This is a genomic window from Bacillus sp. Bvel1, from assembly GCF_014872755.1.
Lineage (GTDB): Bacteria > Bacillota > Bacilli > Bacillales > Bacillaceae > Bacillus > Bacillus velezensis.
On sequence record NZ_JAAOBZ010000001.1, the window covers coordinates 5001 to 21725 of the forward strand.

General features: G+C 45.1%; 17 protein-coding genes, 1 tRNA gene, 1 other RNA gene and 1 other annotated feature. Of the genes, 13 read left to right on the plus strand and 6 right to left on the minus strand.

The genetic code is table 11. The annotated features are described in order from the left end of the window. Positions 1–44 precede the first annotated feature (44 nt). Positions 45–995, minus strand: a complete 951-nt coding sequence (locus tag HAP68_RS00030) for a YaaC family protein (RefSeq protein WP_024084784.1) — start codon at positions 993–995, stop codon at positions 45–47. Between the two features lie 120 nt (positions 996–1115). Here HAP68_RS00030 and guaB point away from each other — a divergent pair, with 120 nt between their 5' ends. From guaB to serS, 5 genes are all read left to right on the plus strand, one after another. Further along, positions 1116–2582 carry an IMP dehydrogenase gene (gene guaB, locus HAP68_RS00035; RefSeq protein ID WP_003150717.1) on the plus strand — a complete coding sequence of 489 codons (1467 nt, stop codon included), beginning with the start codon at positions 1116–1118 and terminating at the stop codon, positions 2580–2582. Between the two features lie 152 nt (positions 2583–2734). Beyond that, a complete protein-coding gene (dacA, locus tag HAP68_RS00040) occupies positions 2735–4066 on the plus strand; it encodes a D-alanyl-D-alanine carboxypeptidase (RefSeq protein ID WP_003150715.1) in 1332 nt (443 codons plus the stop codon). A gap of 197 nt (positions 4067–4263) precedes the next feature. Further along, entirely contained in the window at positions 4264–5148 is an 885-nt protein-coding gene (gene pdxS, locus HAP68_RS00045) for a pyridoxal 5'-phosphate synthase lyase subunit PdxS (RefSeq protein WP_003150714.1), read from the plus strand. A 21-nt stretch (positions 5149–5169) separates the two neighbouring features. Next, on the plus strand, positions 5170–5760 hold the full coding sequence (gene pdxT / locus HAP68_RS00050; RefSeq protein ID WP_003150711.1) for a pyridoxal 5'-phosphate synthase glutaminase subunit PdxT: 591 nt from the start codon (positions 5170–5172) through the stop codon (positions 5758–5760). Positions 5761–5812: 52 nt separating this feature from the next. Then, positions 5813–6025, plus strand: a binding site (T-box leader). Between the two features lie 54 nt (positions 6026–6079). Beyond that, the gene (serS, locus tag HAP68_RS00055) at positions 6080–7357 is read left to right on the plus strand and encodes a serine--tRNA ligase (protein ID WP_003150709.1); all 1278 of its coding nucleotides are present in this window, start codon (positions 6080–6082) and stop codon (positions 7355–7357) included. 11 nt (positions 7358–7368) lie between these two features. On the opposite strand, the gene HAP68_RS00060 is transcribed toward serS, so the two are convergent. Beyond that, complete coding sequence (locus HAP68_RS00060; protein ID WP_024084785.1) at positions 7369–8514, minus strand: glycerate kinase; 1146 nt, start codon at positions 8512–8514, stop codon at positions 7369–7371. Positions 8515–8731: 217 nt separating this feature from the next. Between HAP68_RS00060 and HAP68_RS00065 the strand changes: the two genes are divergently transcribed. Then, positions 8732–8824: transfer RNA gene (locus HAP68_RS00065), tRNA-Ser, on the plus strand. Between the two features lie 130 nt (positions 8825–8954). On the opposite strand, the gene dck is transcribed toward HAP68_RS00065, so the two are convergent. The 4 genes from dck to HAP68_RS00085 all read right to left on the minus strand — a co-directional run bounded on the left by dck (position 8955) and on the right by HAP68_RS00085 (position 12230). Continuing rightward, positions 8955–9608 (minus strand): deoxyadenosine/deoxycytidine kinase, encoded by a 654-nt coding sequence (dck, locus tag HAP68_RS00070; protein ID WP_003150706.1) that lies wholly within the window; start codon positions 9606–9608, stop codon positions 8955–8957. Then, complete coding sequence (locus HAP68_RS00075) at positions 9605–10228, minus strand: deoxynucleoside kinase (RefSeq protein WP_014304184.1); 624 nt, start codon at positions 10226–10228, stop codon at positions 9605–9607. Before HAP68_RS00075 ends, dck begins: the two co-directional genes overlap by 4 nt. 95 nt (positions 10229–10323) lie before the next feature. Further along, positions 10324–11607 (minus strand): glycoside hydrolase family 18 protein, encoded by a 1284-nt coding sequence (locus HAP68_RS00080; protein ID WP_032865795.1) that lies wholly within the window; start codon positions 11605–11607, stop codon positions 10324–10326. Between the two features lie 71 nt (positions 11608–11678). Further along, positions 11679–12230 (minus strand): cysteine hydrolase family protein, encoded by a 552-nt coding sequence (locus tag HAP68_RS00085; protein ID WP_024084788.1) that lies wholly within the window; start codon positions 12228–12230, stop codon positions 11679–11681. Between the two features lie 82 nt (positions 12231–12312). Here HAP68_RS00085 and tadA point away from each other — a divergent pair, with 82 nt between their 5' ends. The 7 genes from tadA to HAP68_RS00120 all read left to right on the plus strand — a co-directional run bounded on the left by tadA (position 12313) and on the right by HAP68_RS00120 (position 16493). Continuing rightward, on the plus strand, positions 12313–12795 hold the full coding sequence (gene tadA / locus HAP68_RS00090) for a tRNA adenosine(34) deaminase TadA (RefSeq protein WP_003150702.1): 483 nt from the start codon (positions 12313–12315) through the stop codon (positions 12793–12795). An 84-nt stretch (positions 12796–12879) separates the two neighbouring features. Then, positions 12880–13144, plus strand: an RNA gene (gene ffs, locus HAP68_RS00095) — signal recognition particle sRNA large type. Between the two features lie 131 nt (positions 13145–13275). Continuing rightward, complete coding sequence (dnaX, locus tag HAP68_RS00100; RefSeq protein WP_003150701.1) at positions 13276–14967, plus strand: DNA polymerase III subunit gamma/tau; 1692 nt, start codon at positions 13276–13278, stop codon at positions 14965–14967. A gap of 24 nt (positions 14968–14991) precedes the next feature. Then, on the plus strand, positions 14992–15315 hold the full coding sequence (locus HAP68_RS00105; protein WP_003150700.1) for a YbaB/EbfC family nucleoid-associated protein: 324 nt from the start codon (positions 14992–14994) through the stop codon (positions 15313–15315). 14 nt (positions 15316–15329) lie between these two features. After that, positions 15330–15926 (plus strand): recombination protein RecR, encoded by a 597-nt coding sequence (gene recR / locus HAP68_RS00110; RefSeq protein ID WP_003150697.1) that lies wholly within the window; start codon positions 15330–15332, stop codon positions 15924–15926. An 18-nt stretch (positions 15927–15944) separates the two neighbouring features. After that, positions 15945–16169 (plus strand): YaaL family protein, encoded by a 225-nt coding sequence (locus HAP68_RS00115; protein WP_007408755.1) that lies wholly within the window; start codon positions 15945–15947, stop codon positions 16167–16169. Positions 16170–16229: 60 nt separating this feature from the next. Beyond that, positions 16230–16493, plus strand: a complete 264-nt coding sequence (locus HAP68_RS00120; RefSeq protein WP_003150686.1) for a pro-sigmaK processing inhibitor BofA family protein — start codon at positions 16230–16232, stop codon at positions 16491–16493. Positions 16494–16725 lie beyond the last annotated feature (232 nt).

Below are 16725 nucleotides of genomic sequence, written 5' to 3' on the forward strand. Positions count from 1 at the left end.
TATCATTACGGTAAAGGCAGCTCATCATGAGCTGCCTTTTTTGTTTACAAGTATTGCTTCAGGAATTTAGAAACGTAATACGGAAATTTGCGTTCCGTGACCTCTAAGAACCGTCGGATCATCACATAATCATCACTGACATGCTGTGTCAGCAGTTCATACCACCACTCCGTTTCATATCTCGCAATCATCCCAATATTGTAGAGAACCAAATAATGAATAATCATTTCCGGAAGATGCAGGAAGTGATCACGCTGAGAGGGAATGTAATATTGATTTTTCTCCAAGTGAAACAATAAATTTGGAGAAGACCAAGGTTCCCTGTCTATCGGGTCAGCCTCAAAAACCAAGTGGTTATGGTCTTTCCTCAGAAAAAACCACTTCAAATGATGGCTGATATATTCAGCAAAGCGGGAATCAGACATATTGTAATGAATCACCGCATGCTCAGGCACTGAAATAAGGTCATCGTTCAGCTCTACTTGGGTCATCCAATTCTTTTTCTCTTGGAAGTAAAAGACAGTATGCAATTCAGGTATGGCTGTCAGCAATTTCTTCATTGTGTACCGTTCTTCCTCAAGACCAGCTATCCCGAATAAGTGCTTCATTACATGAATACATAAGCCATTGCGCTGCACCTTCACTTCATCATCCCTAAAGGAGTAATTTTGCTTTTTGCGTTTCCGGGCAGTCACGCCATGCGCGAGTACTGAAGCGTGGCTTGGGTAGCTTGGATCTGTGGTCAGAAGGCAGGCTTTCAGCAATTGTGACATCCCGTAAAACAACAGAATAGGCTTAATTTCTAAAGGAGAAAGAGATGCCTGCTTATAAAAGGACTCGGCGTGTTTGATAAAGAATATGAAGCGCTCACTGTTCTTAAATGCATATCGTTTTGGTTCTTCCATGCCGCTTTCTGTATAGACTTTGTTTAGAAATTTCTGGGAAGATTCTACGGAATAAAATAATGATAACTCTTTCCACTCATGATCTCTCATATGTATTTTTAAACCCTTTCCTTTATCTAAATATTTCAACTCTTTTTCGCTTCCTTGACATGCTGTTTTCTAGTTGATAATCTACATATAATATTTTGCCGAAAAGAGGGGGATTTACTAATGTGGGAAAGTAAATTTTCAAAAGAAGGCTTAACGTTCGATGATGTACTGCTCGTACCGGCTCAATCAGACGTACTTCCGCGTGATGTGGATTTATCTGTTGAACTGACAAAAACGTTAAAGCTTAATATTCCTGTCATCAGTGCGGGAATGGATACAGTAACAGAATCAGCAATGGCGATTGCGATGGCCAGACAGGGCGGCTTGGGCATTATCCATAAAAACATGTCCATCGAACAGCAGGCTGAACATGTTGACAAAGTCAAACGTTCTGAACGGGGCGTTATTACAAATCCCTTCTTTTTAACACCTGATCATCAAGTATTCGATGCGGAGCATTTGATGGGGAAATACAGAATTTCCGGTGTTCCGATCGTAGATAATAAAGACGATCAAAAGCTTGTCGGTATCATTACAAACCGTGATCTTCGCTTTATCTCTGATTATTCAATGAAAATCAGTGATGTCATGACAAAAGAAGAGCTGGTTACGGCTCCTGTGGGAACCACATTAGACGAAGCAGAAAAAATCTTACAGAAACATAAAATTGAAAAACTTCCGTTAGTGGATGACCAAAACAAATTAAAAGGTCTTATCACGATCAAAGATATTGAAAAGGTTATCGAATTCCCTAATTCATCTAAAGATGAACACGGACGCCTTATTGTCGGCGCTGCGGTAGGCGTGACAGGCGATACAATGACACGCGTCAGCAAGCTTGTTGAAGCGAATGTCGACGTTATCGTGGTTGATACGGCTCACGGACATTCCAGAGGCGTACTGAACACAGTTGCGAAAATCCGTGAAACATATCCTGAACTGAACATTATCGCAGGAAATGTTGCAACGGCTGAAGCGACAAAAGCTCTGATTGAAGCCGGAGCAAATATTGTCAAAGTGGGAATCGGGCCTGGTTCTATCTGTACGACACGCGTCGTTGCAGGTGTAGGCGTACCGCAGATCACTGCCATTTATGATTGTGCCACTGAAGCGAGAAAACACGGCGCGACAATTATCGCAGACGGCGGTATTAAATTCTCCGGAGATATTACGAAAGCGTTGGCTTCAGGCGGACATGCCGTAATGCTCGGAAGCCTGCTTGCCGGTACTTCAGAAAGCCCGGGAGAGACTGAAATCTATCAGGGCAGAAGATTTAAAGTGTATCGCGGTATGGGTTCTGTTGCTGCCATGGAAAAAGGCAGTAAAGACCGATATTTCCAAGAAGAAAATAAGAAATTCGTCCCTGAAGGTATCGAAGGACGGACTCCGTACAAAGGTCCTGTAGAAGAAACAGTGTATCAGCTTGTCGGCGGTCTTCGTTCAGGTATGGGATATTGCGGTTCAAAAGACTTGCGCGCTTTAAGAGAAGAGGCTCAATTCATCCGTATGACAGGTGCCGGTCTTCGCGAAAGTCATCCGCATGATGTCCAAATTACGAAAGAATCACCAAACTACACAATCTCATAATTGTTACAAATAAAAAACATTTGACAGGGTCGCTGACTCTGTCTATTTTTTTTATATCGAGTGTGATAAAATTTATACTGTTGTGTTTTGAATTTGAATATGTCCTTAACGGCTTAATTATAGATTTAAAATGAATGACGGAGGTCGTAAGATTGAACATCACGAAATGGAAACAGCTGTTGGTGTCATTAGTGGTACTGGCACTGGCCGCAACTTGCTTTGTTCCGATGTCTAAAGCGGAGGCAGCCGGCAATGACCCGATTGATGTCAACGCATCAGCTGCGATAATGATTGAGGCTTCATCGGGAAAAATTTTATACAGTAAAAATGCAGACAAAAGACTGCCGATTGCCAGCATGACAAAAATGATGACTGAATATCTGCTTCTGGAAGCCATTAAAGAAGGAAAAGTGAAATGGGATCAAACGTATACTCCTGATGATTATGTCTATGAAATTTCTCAAGACAACAGTTTATCAAACGTCCCCCTTCGAAAAGACGGCAAATACACGGTTAAAGAACTGTATCAGGCCATGGCGATTTACTCTGCTAACGGAGCCGCGATTGCAGTTGCCGAAATTCTTGCCGGAACTGAAACGAAATTTGTCGCTGAAATGAATGCGAAAGCCAAAGAATTAGGCATGACAAACTATGATTTTAAAAATGCCACAGGGCTTGTGAATGAAGATCTTCACGGCAAACAGCCGCAAGGAGAAGGCGTTAAAGAAGAGAGTGAAGTTTCTGCTAAAGACATGGCGCTTCTTGCAGACCGCCTGATCACTGATTATCCGGAAGTTCTCAAAACAACAAGCATCGCTAAAACGAAATTCAGAGCCGGCACTGATGATGAAATGGACATGCCGAACTGGAACTTCATGTTAAAAGGTCTTGTTTCTGAATACCCTGGCGTTGACGGCTTAAAAACGGGTTCTACTGATTCTGCGGGATCTTGTTTTACAAGCACAGCACAGCGGAACGGAATGCGGGTCATCACCGTTGTATTAAACGCAAAAGGCAACCTGCATACCGGACGTTTTGATGAAACGAAAAAAATGCTCGATTACGCATTTAACAGCAATTTCTCAATGAAAGATCTTTACCCTGAAGGCTCTCAAGTAAAAGGGCACAAAACGGTTGACGTTGAAAAAGGGAAAGACAAGCAAGTCGATATTGTTACTGACAAGGCGCTTTCTATTCCTGTGAAAAGCGGGGATGAAAAGAACTATAAAGCCGAAGTGACTATAGATAAAAAAGAAATCACGGCTCCTGTGAAAAAGGGAACGAAAGTCGGAACGCTGACAGTTACATACAAAGGCAGTGACAAAGACTATGGCTTCCTCAAATCCAAAGAGTTCAGCGTGAATCTTGTAACGAAAAATGATGTAGATAAAGCAAACTGGTTTGTTCAGATGATGCGCGGCATCGGCGGATTTTTCTCCGGTATCTGGAACAGCGCCGTTGACACGGTAACAGGCTGGTTTTAAGAAATAAGAAAGAGCTCTGATGAAAGTTAGGGCTCTTTTGCTTAATATACTGAAAAAACCAAATTATTAGTAAAAAAATGATATCTATCTTATTCATCTCGCTGTAAAATAAGAATACCCATATGAAATATTGTATTTCTGGGATACAATAAGAGATAGACATTATCTAACTATACATTGACTAGGGGGACCAAATAATGGCTCAAACAGGTACTGATCGTGTAAAACGCGGCATGGCGGAAATGCAAAAAGGCGGCGTCATCATGGACGTTGTAAATGCTGAACAAGCGAAGATTGCGGAAGAGGCGGGAGCTGTTGCCGTAATGGCGTTAGAACGCGTTCCGGCTGATATTCGCGCTGCCGGCGGTGTTGCCCGCATGGCTGATCCGACAATCGTTGAAGAAGTAATGAATGCTGTATCCATTCCCGTAATGGCAAAAGCGCGTATCGGACATATCGTTGAAGCGCGTGTCCTTGAAGCAATGGGAGTAGATTACATCGATGAAAGTGAAGTTCTGACTCCGGCTGACGAAGAATTTCATTTAAATAAAAATGAATATACAGTCCCGTTCGTATGCGGCTGCCGTGATCTCGGCGAAGCAACGCGCCGTATCGCCGAAGGAGCTTCCATGCTTCGTACAAAAGGCGAACCGGGAACAGGAAACATTGTGGAAGCTGTCCGCCATATGAGAAAAGTAAACGCGCAAGTGCGCAAAGTTGTTGCGATGAGCGATGATGAGCTGATGACTGAAGCTAAAAACCTCGGCGCTCCTTATGAACTGCTTCTTCAGATCAAACGTGACGGCAAACTGCCTGTAGTGAACTTTGCTGCCGGCGGAGTAGCGACGCCTGCTGACGCGGCATTGATGATGCAGCTTGGCGCTGACGGCGTATTTGTCGGTTCAGGTATTTTCAAATCAGACAACCCTGCTAAATTCGCCAAAGCAATTGTTGAAGCAACGACTCATTACACAGACTACAAACTGATCGCTGAGCTTTCTAAAGAATTAGGCACAGCAATGAAAGGCATCGAAATCTCAAATCTATTGCCGGAACAGCGTATGCAAGAACGCGGCTGGTAAAACCATAGGAGAGCTGGAAGCATGTTAACAATTGGTGTACTTGGACTTCAAGGAGCAGTAAGAGAACATATTCGTTCAATTGAAGCATGTGGTTCAAAAGGTGTCGTCATTAAGCGTCCTGAACAGCTGAATGACATCGACGGCTTAATCCTGCCGGGCGGGGAAAGCACGACAATGCGGCGTTTAATGGATACGTATCATTTTATGGAGCCGCTTCGCGAGTTTGCCGCCCAAGGCAAGCCGATGTTCGGCACATGCGCCGGTCTGATTATCTTAGCCAAAGAGATAGCGGGAACGGATAACGCTCATTTAGGGCTGTTGAACGTAGTTGTCGAGCGTAATTCCTTTGGCCGTCAGGTCGACAGCTTTGAAGCTGATCTGACGATTAAAGGCCTTGATGAGCCGTTTACGGGTGTATTTATTCGCGCGCCGCATATTTTAAAAGCCGGAGAAGATGTTGAAGTGCTTTGTGAGCATAACGGACGCATCGTGGCTGCAAAGCAGGGAAATTTCCTCGGCTGCTCGTTCCATCCTGAACTGACGGATGATCACCGGGTGACAGAGCTGTTTGTGAAGATGGCGGAAAAGCATAAGCAGGAAACAGCTGTATAAAACAGTTGAAAACCGCTGATACTTATAGTACATTATAATCACAAATAAAGATCGAAAAGCGTTGACAGGAAGCAGTAGGAAGCCCCTCTTTCAAAGAGAGCCGATGGGTGGTGCGAATCGGTGAAAGATGCTGTCCGAATCCGTCCTTGAGCGAAATGCTGAAAACAAGTAGGCATTTACGGGAAAACCGTTATGTGTTAAAGCGGAAAGCAAGTGTGAGCTTGTTTTCAATCAGGGTGGCAACGCGAGAGCTCTCGTCCCTTTTAGGGGATGAGGGCTCTTTTTTATTTTCGATAAAAACAGATAGGAGTTGTTAGGCATGATTGATACGAAGGTACTGAGAGCCAATTTTCAAGAGGTAAAAGCGAAGCTCATTCCAAAAGGCGAAGACTTATCTGACTTTGACAAGTTTGAAGAGCTGGATGAAAAGAGAAGAGAGCTTATCGGTAAAGTAGAAGAATTGAAGGGAAAACGCAATGAAGTGTCTCAGCAGGTCGCCGTTTTGAAACGGGAGAAAAAAGACGCTGATCATATTATTAAAGAGATGCGTGAAGTAGGCGAAGAAATTAAGAAGCTTGATGAAGAGCTTCGTACTGTCGAAACGACGCTCGAAACCATCCTTCTGTCTATTCCGAACATCCCGCACGATTCAGTGCCCGTCGGAGAAACGGAAGATGATAACATTGAAATTCGCAAGTGGGGAGAGGCGCCGGCATTTTCATATGAGCCGAAACCGCATTGGGATATCGCAGACCGCTTAAACATTCTTGATTTCGAACGCGCTTCAAAAGTAACAGGCAGCCGGTTTGTGTTTTATAAAGGATTAGGCGCCCGCCTCGAACGCGCGCTCTACAACTTTATGCTGGATCTTCACGTGGATGAATATGATTACACGGAAGTCATTCCTCCTTATATGGTAAACCGTACGAGCATGACAGGTACGGGACAGCTTCCTAAATTTGAAGAGGATGCTTTTAAAATCAGAGAAGAGGATTATTTCTTAATTCCGACGGCGGAAGTGCCGATTACAAATATGCACCGCGATGAAATCTTATCCGGTGAGAACCTGCCGATCAATTATGCCGCGTTCAGCGCCTGCTTCCGTTCAGAAGCGGGATCCGCCGGCCGTGATACACGCGGTTTGATCCGTCAGCATCAGTTCAACAAGGTTGAGCTTGTAAAGTTCGTGAAGCCGGAAGATTCTTATGAGGAGCTTGAAAAACTGACAAATCAAGCTGAGCGGGTGCTTCAGCTGCTTGAACTGCCGTATCGCGTCATGAGCATGTGTACCGGTGATCTCGGCTTTACAGCTGCGAAAAAGTACGATATTGAGGTATGGATTCCAAGCCAAGACACATACCGTGAAATTTCTTCTTGCAGCAACTTTGAGGCCTTCCAGGCAAGACGTGCGAACATTCGTTTCAGACGCGAAGCGAAAGGCAAGCCGGAGCATGTGCATACATTAAACGGTTCAGGTCTTGCAGTCGGCAGAACTGTAGCTGCCATCTTGGAAAACTACCAGCAGGAAGACGGAAGTGTCATCATTCCTAAAGTGCTTCGTCCTTATATGGGAAATAAAGAAGTCATCAAACCATAAAAAGGTGCGCCCTAGAGGCGCGCCTTTTTTGCTGCCCGGTATAGAGCGGCGGCATTCCGGGCTGTACTTTCCAGGTTAAAACGGCCGGATGATAAGGCGTCTTCAAGACTTACAGCGCCGGGCACGATAGAAAATACAGCTGTTATTCCTGCGCTGTAAACATGCTCAAAATTTTTGCCTAAGGAGCCCGCCAATGCGATAACGGGAATTTCTTGAGCGGCTGCGCGTGCGGCGATCCCGGCGGGGGTTTTGCCGAATATCGTTTGTCCGTCAATCTGGCCCTCTCCGGTAATGACAAGGTCAGCATCTCTTATCTGATCTGAGAAGGACAGTGTATCTAATACAACGTCAATCCCGCTTTGAATTTCTGCCTGTAAGAAAGCGATCAGTCCAGCGCCCAGCCCCCCTGCGGCGCCCGCGCCTTTTACGGTATCCGCTTCGATATCGTGCTGACGTCTCAATACGTCAGCGAAATGGTATAAATTGCGATCCAATACAACTTTAGTCTTCTCGGACGCCCCTTTTTGCGGGCCGAAGACATATGACGCGCCGTTTTCACCGGTCAGGGGATTTTCGACATCACATGCGGCACGAAAACGGATATGTTTCAGATCAGGGGAGAGCCCGCTTATATCAATAGAAGCTAGGGTGTGCAGAGCGCCTCCTCCGTCATGTATCTCCTGACCTTCCTCATTTAAGAAACGCACACCGAGCGCGCTCGCCATTCCTGTTCCGCCGTCATTGGTTGCACTCCCGCCAAGCCCGATGATGATCTCACTCGCCCCGCGGGAGGCTGCATCCGCTATCAGTTCACCCGTTCCTCTTGTCGTTGTGTTCAACGGATCTCTGAGATGGCGGGGAACGAGATGGAGTCCCGATGCTTCCGCTATTTCAATGACTGCCGTGCGTCCGTCTCCCAGAAGTCCATATGCGGCGTTTACCGGCGTTCCCAGCGGACCGGTCACAGTTTTTTTGATGATGCTTCCGCCAGTGGCATCCGTCAAAGCCTGAACGGTTCCTTCTCCGCCGTCGGCCGCGGGTATCTTGGTATATTCCGCGTCAGGGAAGACCGCTTTGAATCCTTTTTCTATGCTGTCAGCGGCTTCTTTTGATGTCATGCTTTCTTTGAAAGAATCGGGTGCGATGATGATTTTCATTATGTTCTCCACCTTTATGAGCAGGTTATCTGTTTGAATCTATTCTTGATTTTTACTTTGTTTTCCTGCCCGTATGGCATACTGAGGTTGAATTGGACGCAAGACTTTTGTATGATAGTAAAGCTGACGGAAAAGCTGTTTAAGAAATGAAATAAAAAATATGAAAAAGCGCTTGACTGAAATTTGGGTCATGTGGTATATTATTAAATGTCGATACGGAGGAATACCCAAGTCTGGCTGAAGGGATCGGTCTTGAAAACCGACAGGGGTGTCAAAGCCCGCGGGGGTTCGAATCCCTCTTCCTCCGCCATATTGATTTTAAACCTAATGAAACTCGAGCATATATTGGAGATTGTTTTGTCCGCTGCATCTGATGCAGCGGATTTTTTATATGCAAAAAAAGCGATTTTCTCTGTTCGGGGAAAATCGCTTTGCTATTTTTATTTGTTTCTGTTTTCGCTGATCACGTGACTGATTTTTTCGATCAAAGGTTCCAGTGACTGTTCATCAGCTTCAAGGTCATAATCTTCAATGCGTACTTTCAGTACAGGGCAGGCGTTAAAACCGCTGATCCAGTCTTCGTACCGTGTATACATCTCTTCCCAATAAGAGCGGTTTGTCTGCAGCTCCATCTCGCGGCCCCGCTTTTCAATCCGGCTTATAATGTATTCAAGGTCGCCTTCTAAGTAGATCAAAACATCAGGATGCGGGAAATACGGCGTCATGACCATCGCCTCAAATAGGCTTGTGTATGTTGTGTAATCTGTCAGCGACATGGTTCCTTTATCGGCATGCATTTTTGCGAATATGCCTGTATCTTCATAAATCGAACGGTCCTGCACGAATCCGCCGCCTGATTCAAACATGTTTTTTTGCTCTTTGAACCGCTCAGCCAGAAAATAAATTTGCAAATGGAAGCTCCAGCGTTCAAAATCGTGATAAAACTTCTCTAAATAAGGGTTTTCATCCACTTCCTCAAGTGAGGTATGAAACCCGAGCCGTTTTGCTAAAGCTTTGGTCAAAGTCGATTTTCCGACTCCTACCGTTCCTGCTACTGTTATAATGGCATTGTTTGGAATATGAATGTCTTTCATTTAATAAGCTCCTTTACCTGACGGGCAATTCTTTCATAGTCTGTCTTATTCAAAACAAAGTCTTCAGTATCACCGTCAATGGTCAGTACAGATATATCCGGATCTTCTTCATGAAGCTGTCTGATGGCTGTGTCGTAATCTGCAATGAGATGTTCCAGATATTGATGTTCGATATTTTTCTCAAACGGGCGCCCGCGTTTTTCAATGCGTTGAAGCAATGTCGGCAGGCTTGCCTTTATGTATACAATGATATTCGGCTTCGGCAGGTCGTGAGTGAGCAGATGATAGATCTGCTTATACTTCTCAAGCTTTTGGCCGTGCAATGTACGCTCTGCGAAAATAACATTTTTATAAATATGATAATCGGACAAAACGGGCTGTCCTTGTTTTAAATAATCTCGATCGGTGTCTTCAAGCTGTTTATACCTGTGACATAGAAAAAACATTTCAAGCTGGAAACTCCACTCCTCGATATTGTCATAAAACTTATCGAGATAAGGGTTGTCTTCCACAATCTCATTAATCATAGGAAAACCGAGCTCTTCAGAAAGCATCGTAGCGAGTGTCGTTTTTCCTGCCCCGATAGGACCTTCTACCGCGATAAAAGGGGCTCTGTTCATTGAAAATCCTCCTTAATTCTGCAAACATCCGTCAGCTGCCGGCCTTTATATTGTATCACACTCACAGAAAAGCCCATGAAAAAAGACGCTCCCAATTAACGAAACGTCTCTTTTACAATATGAAATTGATCGCCGAGCAAAAGCCAGTTTTGCGGGAAAGAAAGGCCGAGTTTCCAATAGCTGATTCCTCTTAAATGAAGTTCTTTAATTAAATTGAATTTCGCTTGAATGGATCGTGCGTCTTCAAACCATACTTCATGCCGTCTCTGATTTGCATCCGTGTATCGGAAGAAGGGAGCCTGGGCGGTTTCGTCATATTGAATGTCGACTTTATAGCGTGCTGCCAGAGCGATTGCCTGCTGAGGACTGACGGCTTTCGCTGTCGTTCCCTGTTTGAAAGGCAGTGTCCAATCATAGCCGTACATATTCTGGCCCATGACGATTTTTGAAGAAGGCATTTCCGTCAGCGCGTACTCAATGACATTTCTTACAGGGCCGATAGGTGATACGGCCTGAGCCGGGCCTCCGCTGTACCCCCACTCATATGTCATAATCACGACGAAATCGACGATTTCTCCATGTGCCCTATAGTCATGAGCTTCGTACCATTTGCCGGCCTGAGTCGCGCTCGTTTTCGGAGCAAGCGCCGTTGAAATCTTCCAGCCTTCCCGATGAAAAATCGTTCTCGCTTCACGTAAAAAACGATTGTAGGCTTCCCTGTCCTGTGGACGTAAATATTCGAAATCAAAGTGAATATCGCGAAAGCCGTACTTTTTAGCCGTGGAGACGATTTCCTGAAAGAGTTTTGTTTTCACTGTATTGTCGTTCAAGATGAGCCGCCCGAGTTCATCGCTGAATGCGTCATTTTCAAGGTTGGTGATGATCATCATCAGTGTGGTGTTGTGCCTGTCACTGATGCTTTTTAAATTGGTCAGAGGCGGTTCCTTTAAAGTCCCGTTCCGCTGCACTTGAAAACTGAATGCGCCGAGGTATGTTAAATAAGGAGAGGCCTCCCTTGCCGCCTGCTGAAGATTAGCGCTTACGCTCGTTCCCCGCGGTTCTATATATGCGTTTGATTCGATATCGGGCTTATTCGCCTGCTGCGGAATGTAAAGGCGGGTTCCGACTCTCAATGTGGTGCCGGGCTGAATTCCGTTCACCCTCGCAAGCTCCGCGGCCGATATATGGAAACGGCCGGCGATTGACGCGAGAGTATCACCTTGTTTTACTTCGTAATATTGACCCTCAATCGGGATGACAAGGGTTTGTCCGACAACCAATGTATTGGGATTAGGCAGTTTATTTGCTTCCGCAATGACATTTGCGGCTGTCCGGTAGCGCGCCGCAATAGCGGAAAGCGTGTCGCCCCGTTTCACTATATAGATCTGAATGAAAAACGCCTCCTTTCATATCCGCTATCAAATATATGAAAAAAGGAGGCTGATCATGTTTATTTTTCGGCGGTAATTTGTTTTTCCGTGGTTATTTCTGCGAAGAGAACATTCTCCATCATGGTCAAAGCGAAATCATTGTCTTCGTCGTTATTGGAAGCGGTGCAGTCTTTCGGAATGGCAATGCTGTATTCTCTCATATAAGCGTCGTTGGCCGTGAACAGCACACAAATGTTCCCGGCAATCCCCGTGATGATTAATCGGTTCACTTGTAATTCGGTCAGAAGGGTGTGAAGCGCCGTTTCGTAAAAAGCGGAATGCTTCGGTTTAATGAGAAAATAATCATCCAGCTGAGGCGAAATATCTTTTATAATGGAGGCGCTTCTGTCGTTGCTGCATTCCTCCCTGATGGCATCAATATCAGCCTTCCAGAGCCCGTAATGATCATTAATATAAATAATCGGCCAGTTGCTTTGTTTTGCATGCTTCTTTAATGATAAAATACGGGGGACAATTTGTTTGGTTTTTTCAGCAAGACGTTCGCCCATATCAAATTGAAAATTGTTGATCATATCGACAATCAGAAGGGCTGTGTTGTTAGGTTCAGACAATACCGGCAACTCCTTTCTGCTGGGGTATTCCTATTTTAACCTTTATGAGACATGAAAAAACTTAAGAAGAGAGCTCGTACCGATGAATGATGAATATTATATGAGAGAAGCCATAAAAGAAGCGAAGAAAGCCGAAGAGAAAGGTGAAGTGCCGATCGGAGCAGTTCTTGTTCTGCACGATGAGATCGTGGCGCGGGCGCATAATCTGCGGGAGACTGAACAGAGGTCGCTTGCCCACGCCGAAATGCTGGCGATAGACGAAGCGTGCCGTAAGCTGGGGACATGGAGACTTGAGGATGCCGTTCTCTATGTCACTTTGGAGCCGTGTCCGATGTGCGCGGGAGCCGTCGTGCTTTCGAGAGTCGATAAGGTCGTATTCGGCGCATTTGATCCCAAGGGGGGCTGTACAGGAACGCTGATGAACCTCTTGCAGGAAGAGCGGTTCAACCACCAAGCGGAAGTGGTGAGCGGCGTGCTCGGAGAAGAGTGCGGAGAAATGCTCAGCGCTTTTTTCAGAAAGCTGCGCCGGCAAAAGAAAGACATGAGGAAAAAGTTGTCTGAGTAGTACGGTTGCATTTTCTGCCTGAAGCAGATATACTTATGTGTGCATCATGAATGGTGCGCATATCAAAATTTGATATTTATTTTGCCGTGCTAAGCGGGGAGGTAGCGGTGCCCTGTACCCGCAATCCGCTCTAGCGGGGCCGAATCCCTTCTCGAGGTTCGTTTACTGTAAGGTCTGCCTTAAGTAAGTGGCGTTGACGTCTGGGTCCTGCGCAATGGGAATTCATGAACCATGTCAGGTCCGGAAGGAAGCAGCATTAAGTGAAACCTCTCATGTGCCGCAGGGTTGCCTGGGCTGAGCTAACTGCTTAAGTAACGCTTAGGGTAGCGAATCGACAGAAGGTGCACGGTAAATCAATCATCAAATTTCAGACTCACCTGTTATGCAGGTGAGTTTTTTCGTATATGAAAAACGGGTTTTGGCGTTAAAAGCACGTTCATGTATAATAAACATGATGAATAACAGAGGAGGGCGCATCCTGTGGGTTACCAAGCTTTATATCGAGTATTTAGGCCTCAGCAGTTTGAAGATGTGGTCGGACAGGAACACATTACGAAAACGCTGCAAAATGCCCTTTTGCAAAAGAAATTTTCTCATGCATATCTGTTTTCTGGACCGCGGGGAACGGGAAAAACCAGTGCAGCTAAAATATTTGCGAAAGCAGTCAACTGTGAGCACGCCCCTGTAGAAGAACCGTGCAATGAGTGCGCGGCATGCAAGGGGATCACAAATGGCTCTATATCAGATGTGATTGAAATAGATGCGGCGTCGAATAACGGCGTAGACGAAATCCGCGACATCCGTGACAAAGTAAAATTTGCCCCGTCGGCCGTTACTTACAAGGTATATATTATAGATGAGGTGCATATGCTCTCTATCGGCGCATTCAATGCGCTTCTGAAAACGCTGGAAGAACCGCCGGCACATTGCATTTTCATATTAGCTACGACTGAGCCTCATAAGATTCCTTTAACCATTATCTCCAGATGTCAGCGTTTTGACTTCAAACGGATTACATCCAAAGCAATTGTCGGACGAATGAAGACAATCGTCGATGCAGAGCAGCTGAAGGTGGAAGAAGGAGCCCTTGATATCATAGCGAGTGCTGCGGACGGAGGAATGAGGGACGCGCTGAGCCTGCTCGATCAAGCTGTATCATTCAGCGGCGAGGAGCTGTCGGTGGATGACGCTTTGCTCATTACCGGAGCCGTTTCTCAGCACTATATTGGAAAACTGGCATCTGCTCTTCACCGCAAACAGGTTTCCGAGGCATTGGAAACACTGAATGAATTGCTCCAGCAGGGGAAAGATGCGGCCAAACTGATTGAAGATATGATTTTCTATTTCAGGGATATGCTCTTGTACCAGGCCGCTCCCGGTTTAGAAGGAGTCCTGGAGAAGGTGAAGGTCGATGAAACGTTTCGGAATCTGAGCGGTGACATACCGGCCCCCGCTTTATATGAGATGATTGATATCCTGAATAAAAGCCATCAGGAAATGAAGTGGACGAACCACCCAAGAATCTTTTTTGAAGTGGCTGTCGTGAAAATATGCCAAACGGCACAGCAATCCGCCGGAGACATCCCTGAGGTCGGCATGCTGATGAATAAGATCCAGCAGCTTGAGCAGGAAGTAGAAAGGCTGAAAACCTCCGGTGTGAAGGTTCAGATGGAAAGCGCTCCGAAAGAAGCTCCGCGTCCTCAAAAAGGCGGAAAAAGCCATTATAAAGCCCCGGTCGGAAGAATTCATGAGATATTGAAGGAAGCCACAAGACCTGATCTTGAACAGCTTAAAAGCAGCTGGGGCAAGCTGCTGGCACACCTGAAACAGCAGAATAAGGTGTCTCATGCGGCTCTTTTGAATGACAGTGAACCGGTGGCCGCTGCTCAAAAGGCATTTGTGCTTAAATTTAAATACGAAATCCATTGTAAAATGGTTGCAGAAGACAATAACGGAGTCCGTACGAATCTTGAACAGATTCTCGAATCAATGCTCGGGAAAAGAATGGATTTGATTGGCGTTCCGGAAGCACAATGGGGTAAAATAAGAGAAGAATTTTTAAATGATCACCAGCAGGAAAGTGAAGGATCAAACGAACCGGCTGAAGAAGATCCGCTGATTGCAGAGGCGAAAAAACTTGTCGGAGCGGATTTAATCGAAATAAAAGACTAATAAGATGAAAGAGAGTGATTGAATATGCGTGGCGGAATGGGAAACATGCAAAAAATGATGAAACAAATGCAAAAAATGCAAAAGGATATGGCGAAGGCTCAGGAGGAACTTGCTGAAAAAGTGCTTGAAGGCACTGCGGGCGGCGGTATGGTGACTGTAAAAGTCAACGGCCAAAAAGAAGTTGTAGACGTTGCCATTAAAGAAGAAGTTGTTGATCCGGAAGATATCGAAATGCTTCAGGACCTGGTTCTTGCTGCGACAAACGACGCCCTCAAAAAAGTGGATGACATGACGAATGAGACAATGGGACAATTTACAAAAGGAATGAACATACCGGGTTTATTCTAGGGGGATAAATAAACATGCAGTATCCTGAACCAATATCAAAGCTGATTGACAGCTTTATGAAATTGCCAGGGATCGGACCGAAAACAGCGGTTCGTCTGGCTTTTTTTGTTCTAGGTATGAAAGAAGACACAGTATTGGATTTTGCTAAGGCGCTTGTCAATGCGAAGCGGAATCTGACATATTGCTCGATTTGCGGACATATTACAGATCAGGACCCTTGTTATATATGTGAGGACACAAGAAGAGATAAGTCTGTTATTTGTGTCGTGCAGGACCCTAAGGATGTGATCGCGATGGAGAAAATGAAGGAATATAACGGCCAGTATCATGTTCTTCACGGCGCGATTTCACCAATGGACGGCATCGGTCCGGAGGATATTAAGATTCCGGAGCTGCTGAAACGTCTTCAGGATGATCAAGTGACAGAAGTTATTCTCGCAACCAACCCTAATATTGAAGGGGAAGCAACAGCGATGTATATATCAAGGCTGTTAAAGCCCTCAGGCATCAAGCTCTCCCGTATTGCCCACGGTCTGCCCGTCGGCGGTGATTTGGAATATGCTGATGAGGTCACTCTTTCAAAAGCTCTTGAAGGAAGACGTGAATTGTAAGGGAGGAAAAGGCAAGGCATGGGTTTTCTTCGCAGAAATACATTAAGAAAAGAGTTTGACGAGAAGCTGATAGAACAGCTCTTTAAACAAAAAGAAGAATGGAACAGACAGAAGAGTCTGGTCGAGAAAAGTCTAGAGCCCTCCGCTGAGGTGTTGTTTGAGCTGAAAGTCGCTGAATCTAAGTACTTTTTTTATTTGAAAGAAGCGAAGCAGCGGAATTTGAAAATGAGCAGATGGAAGTAAGAGGTCTATTCTCCGGAATCTTCTCATAAGCTTGTACTAAACAAGCGAGGGGGAAGATTCATGGAGCCTTTTTTCATTATCGGTTTGATTGTCGGTCTGGTTGCTTTGCTTTTTTTATGGGGAGTATCTTCAAAACCGTTAAGGTGGATTGGTGTGACTGCCATTAAGTTTATTGCCGGCGCGATTCTGTTGGTGGGTGTGAACTTGTTCGGGGGCAGTCTGGGTATTCATATCCCTGTTAACCTGATTACAACGGGCATCAGCGGAATTCTTGGGATTCCCGGTATCGCGGCTTTGATAGTCATTAAACGCTTCATCATTTAATTTGTCGATTATTGTTGACATGTTGGATCAAGGGTGGTATTCTAATATACGTCGCTGATGACGAAACGAATTCTTGAAAAAGAAATTTTAAAAAGTTATTGACGACAATGACACTGAGATGTTATAATAAATAAGTCGCTTCAAGAGCGATGGACAAAGTTCTTTGAAAACTAAACAAGACAAAACGTACCTGTTAATTCAAAGTTTTAAATAAATCGCACAGCGATGTGCG

Bases quoted from the DNA above. Each gene is read 5' to 3' on its own strand.
- HAP68_RS00075 (WP_014304184.1), bottom strand. From the start codon at position 10,228: ATGAACAGAGCCCCTTTTATCGCGGTAGAAGGTCCTATCGGGGCAGGA.
- HAP68_RS00120 (WP_003150686.1), top strand. From the start codon at position 16,230: ATGGAGCCTTTTTTCATTATCGGTTTGATTGTCGGTCTGGTTGCTTTG.
- pdxS (WP_003150714.1), top strand. From the start codon at position 4,264: ATGGCTCAAACAGGTACTGATCGTGTAAAACGCGGCATGGCGGAAATG.
- recR (WP_003150697.1), top strand. From the start codon at position 15,330: ATGCAGTATCCTGAACCAATATCAAAGCTGATTGACAGCTTTATGAAA.
- pdxT (WP_003150711.1), top strand. From the start codon at position 5,170: ATGTTAACAATTGGTGTACTTGGACTTCAAGGAGCAGTAAGAGAACAT.
- HAP68_RS00105 (WP_003150700.1), top strand. From the start codon at position 14,992: ATGCGTGGCGGAATGGGAAACATGCAAAAAATGATGAAACAAATGCAA.
- HAP68_RS00115 (WP_007408755.1), top strand. From the start codon at position 15,945: ATGGGTTTTCTTCGCAGAAATACATTAAGAAAAGAGTTTGACGAGAAG.
- dck (WP_003150706.1), bottom strand. From the start codon at position 9,608: ATGAAAGACATTCATATTCCAAACAATGCCATTATAACAGTAGCAGGA.
- serS (WP_003150709.1), top strand. From the start codon at position 6,080: ATGATTGATACGAAGGTACTGAGAGCCAATTTTCAAGAGGTAAAAGCG.
- HAP68_RS00060 (WP_024084785.1), bottom strand. From the start codon at position 8,514: ATGAAAATCATCATCGCACCCGATTCTTTCAAAGAAAGCATGACATCA.
- HAP68_RS00030 (WP_024084784.1), bottom strand. From the start codon at position 995: ATGAGAGATCATGAGTGGAAAGAGTTATCATTATTTTATTCCGTAGAA.
- tadA (WP_003150702.1), top strand. From the start codon at position 12,313: ATGAATGATGAATATTATATGAGAGAAGCCATAAAAGAAGCGAAGAAA.
- guaB (WP_003150717.1), top strand. From the start codon at position 1,116: ATGTGGGAAAGTAAATTTTCAAAAGAAGGCTTAACGTTCGATGATGTA.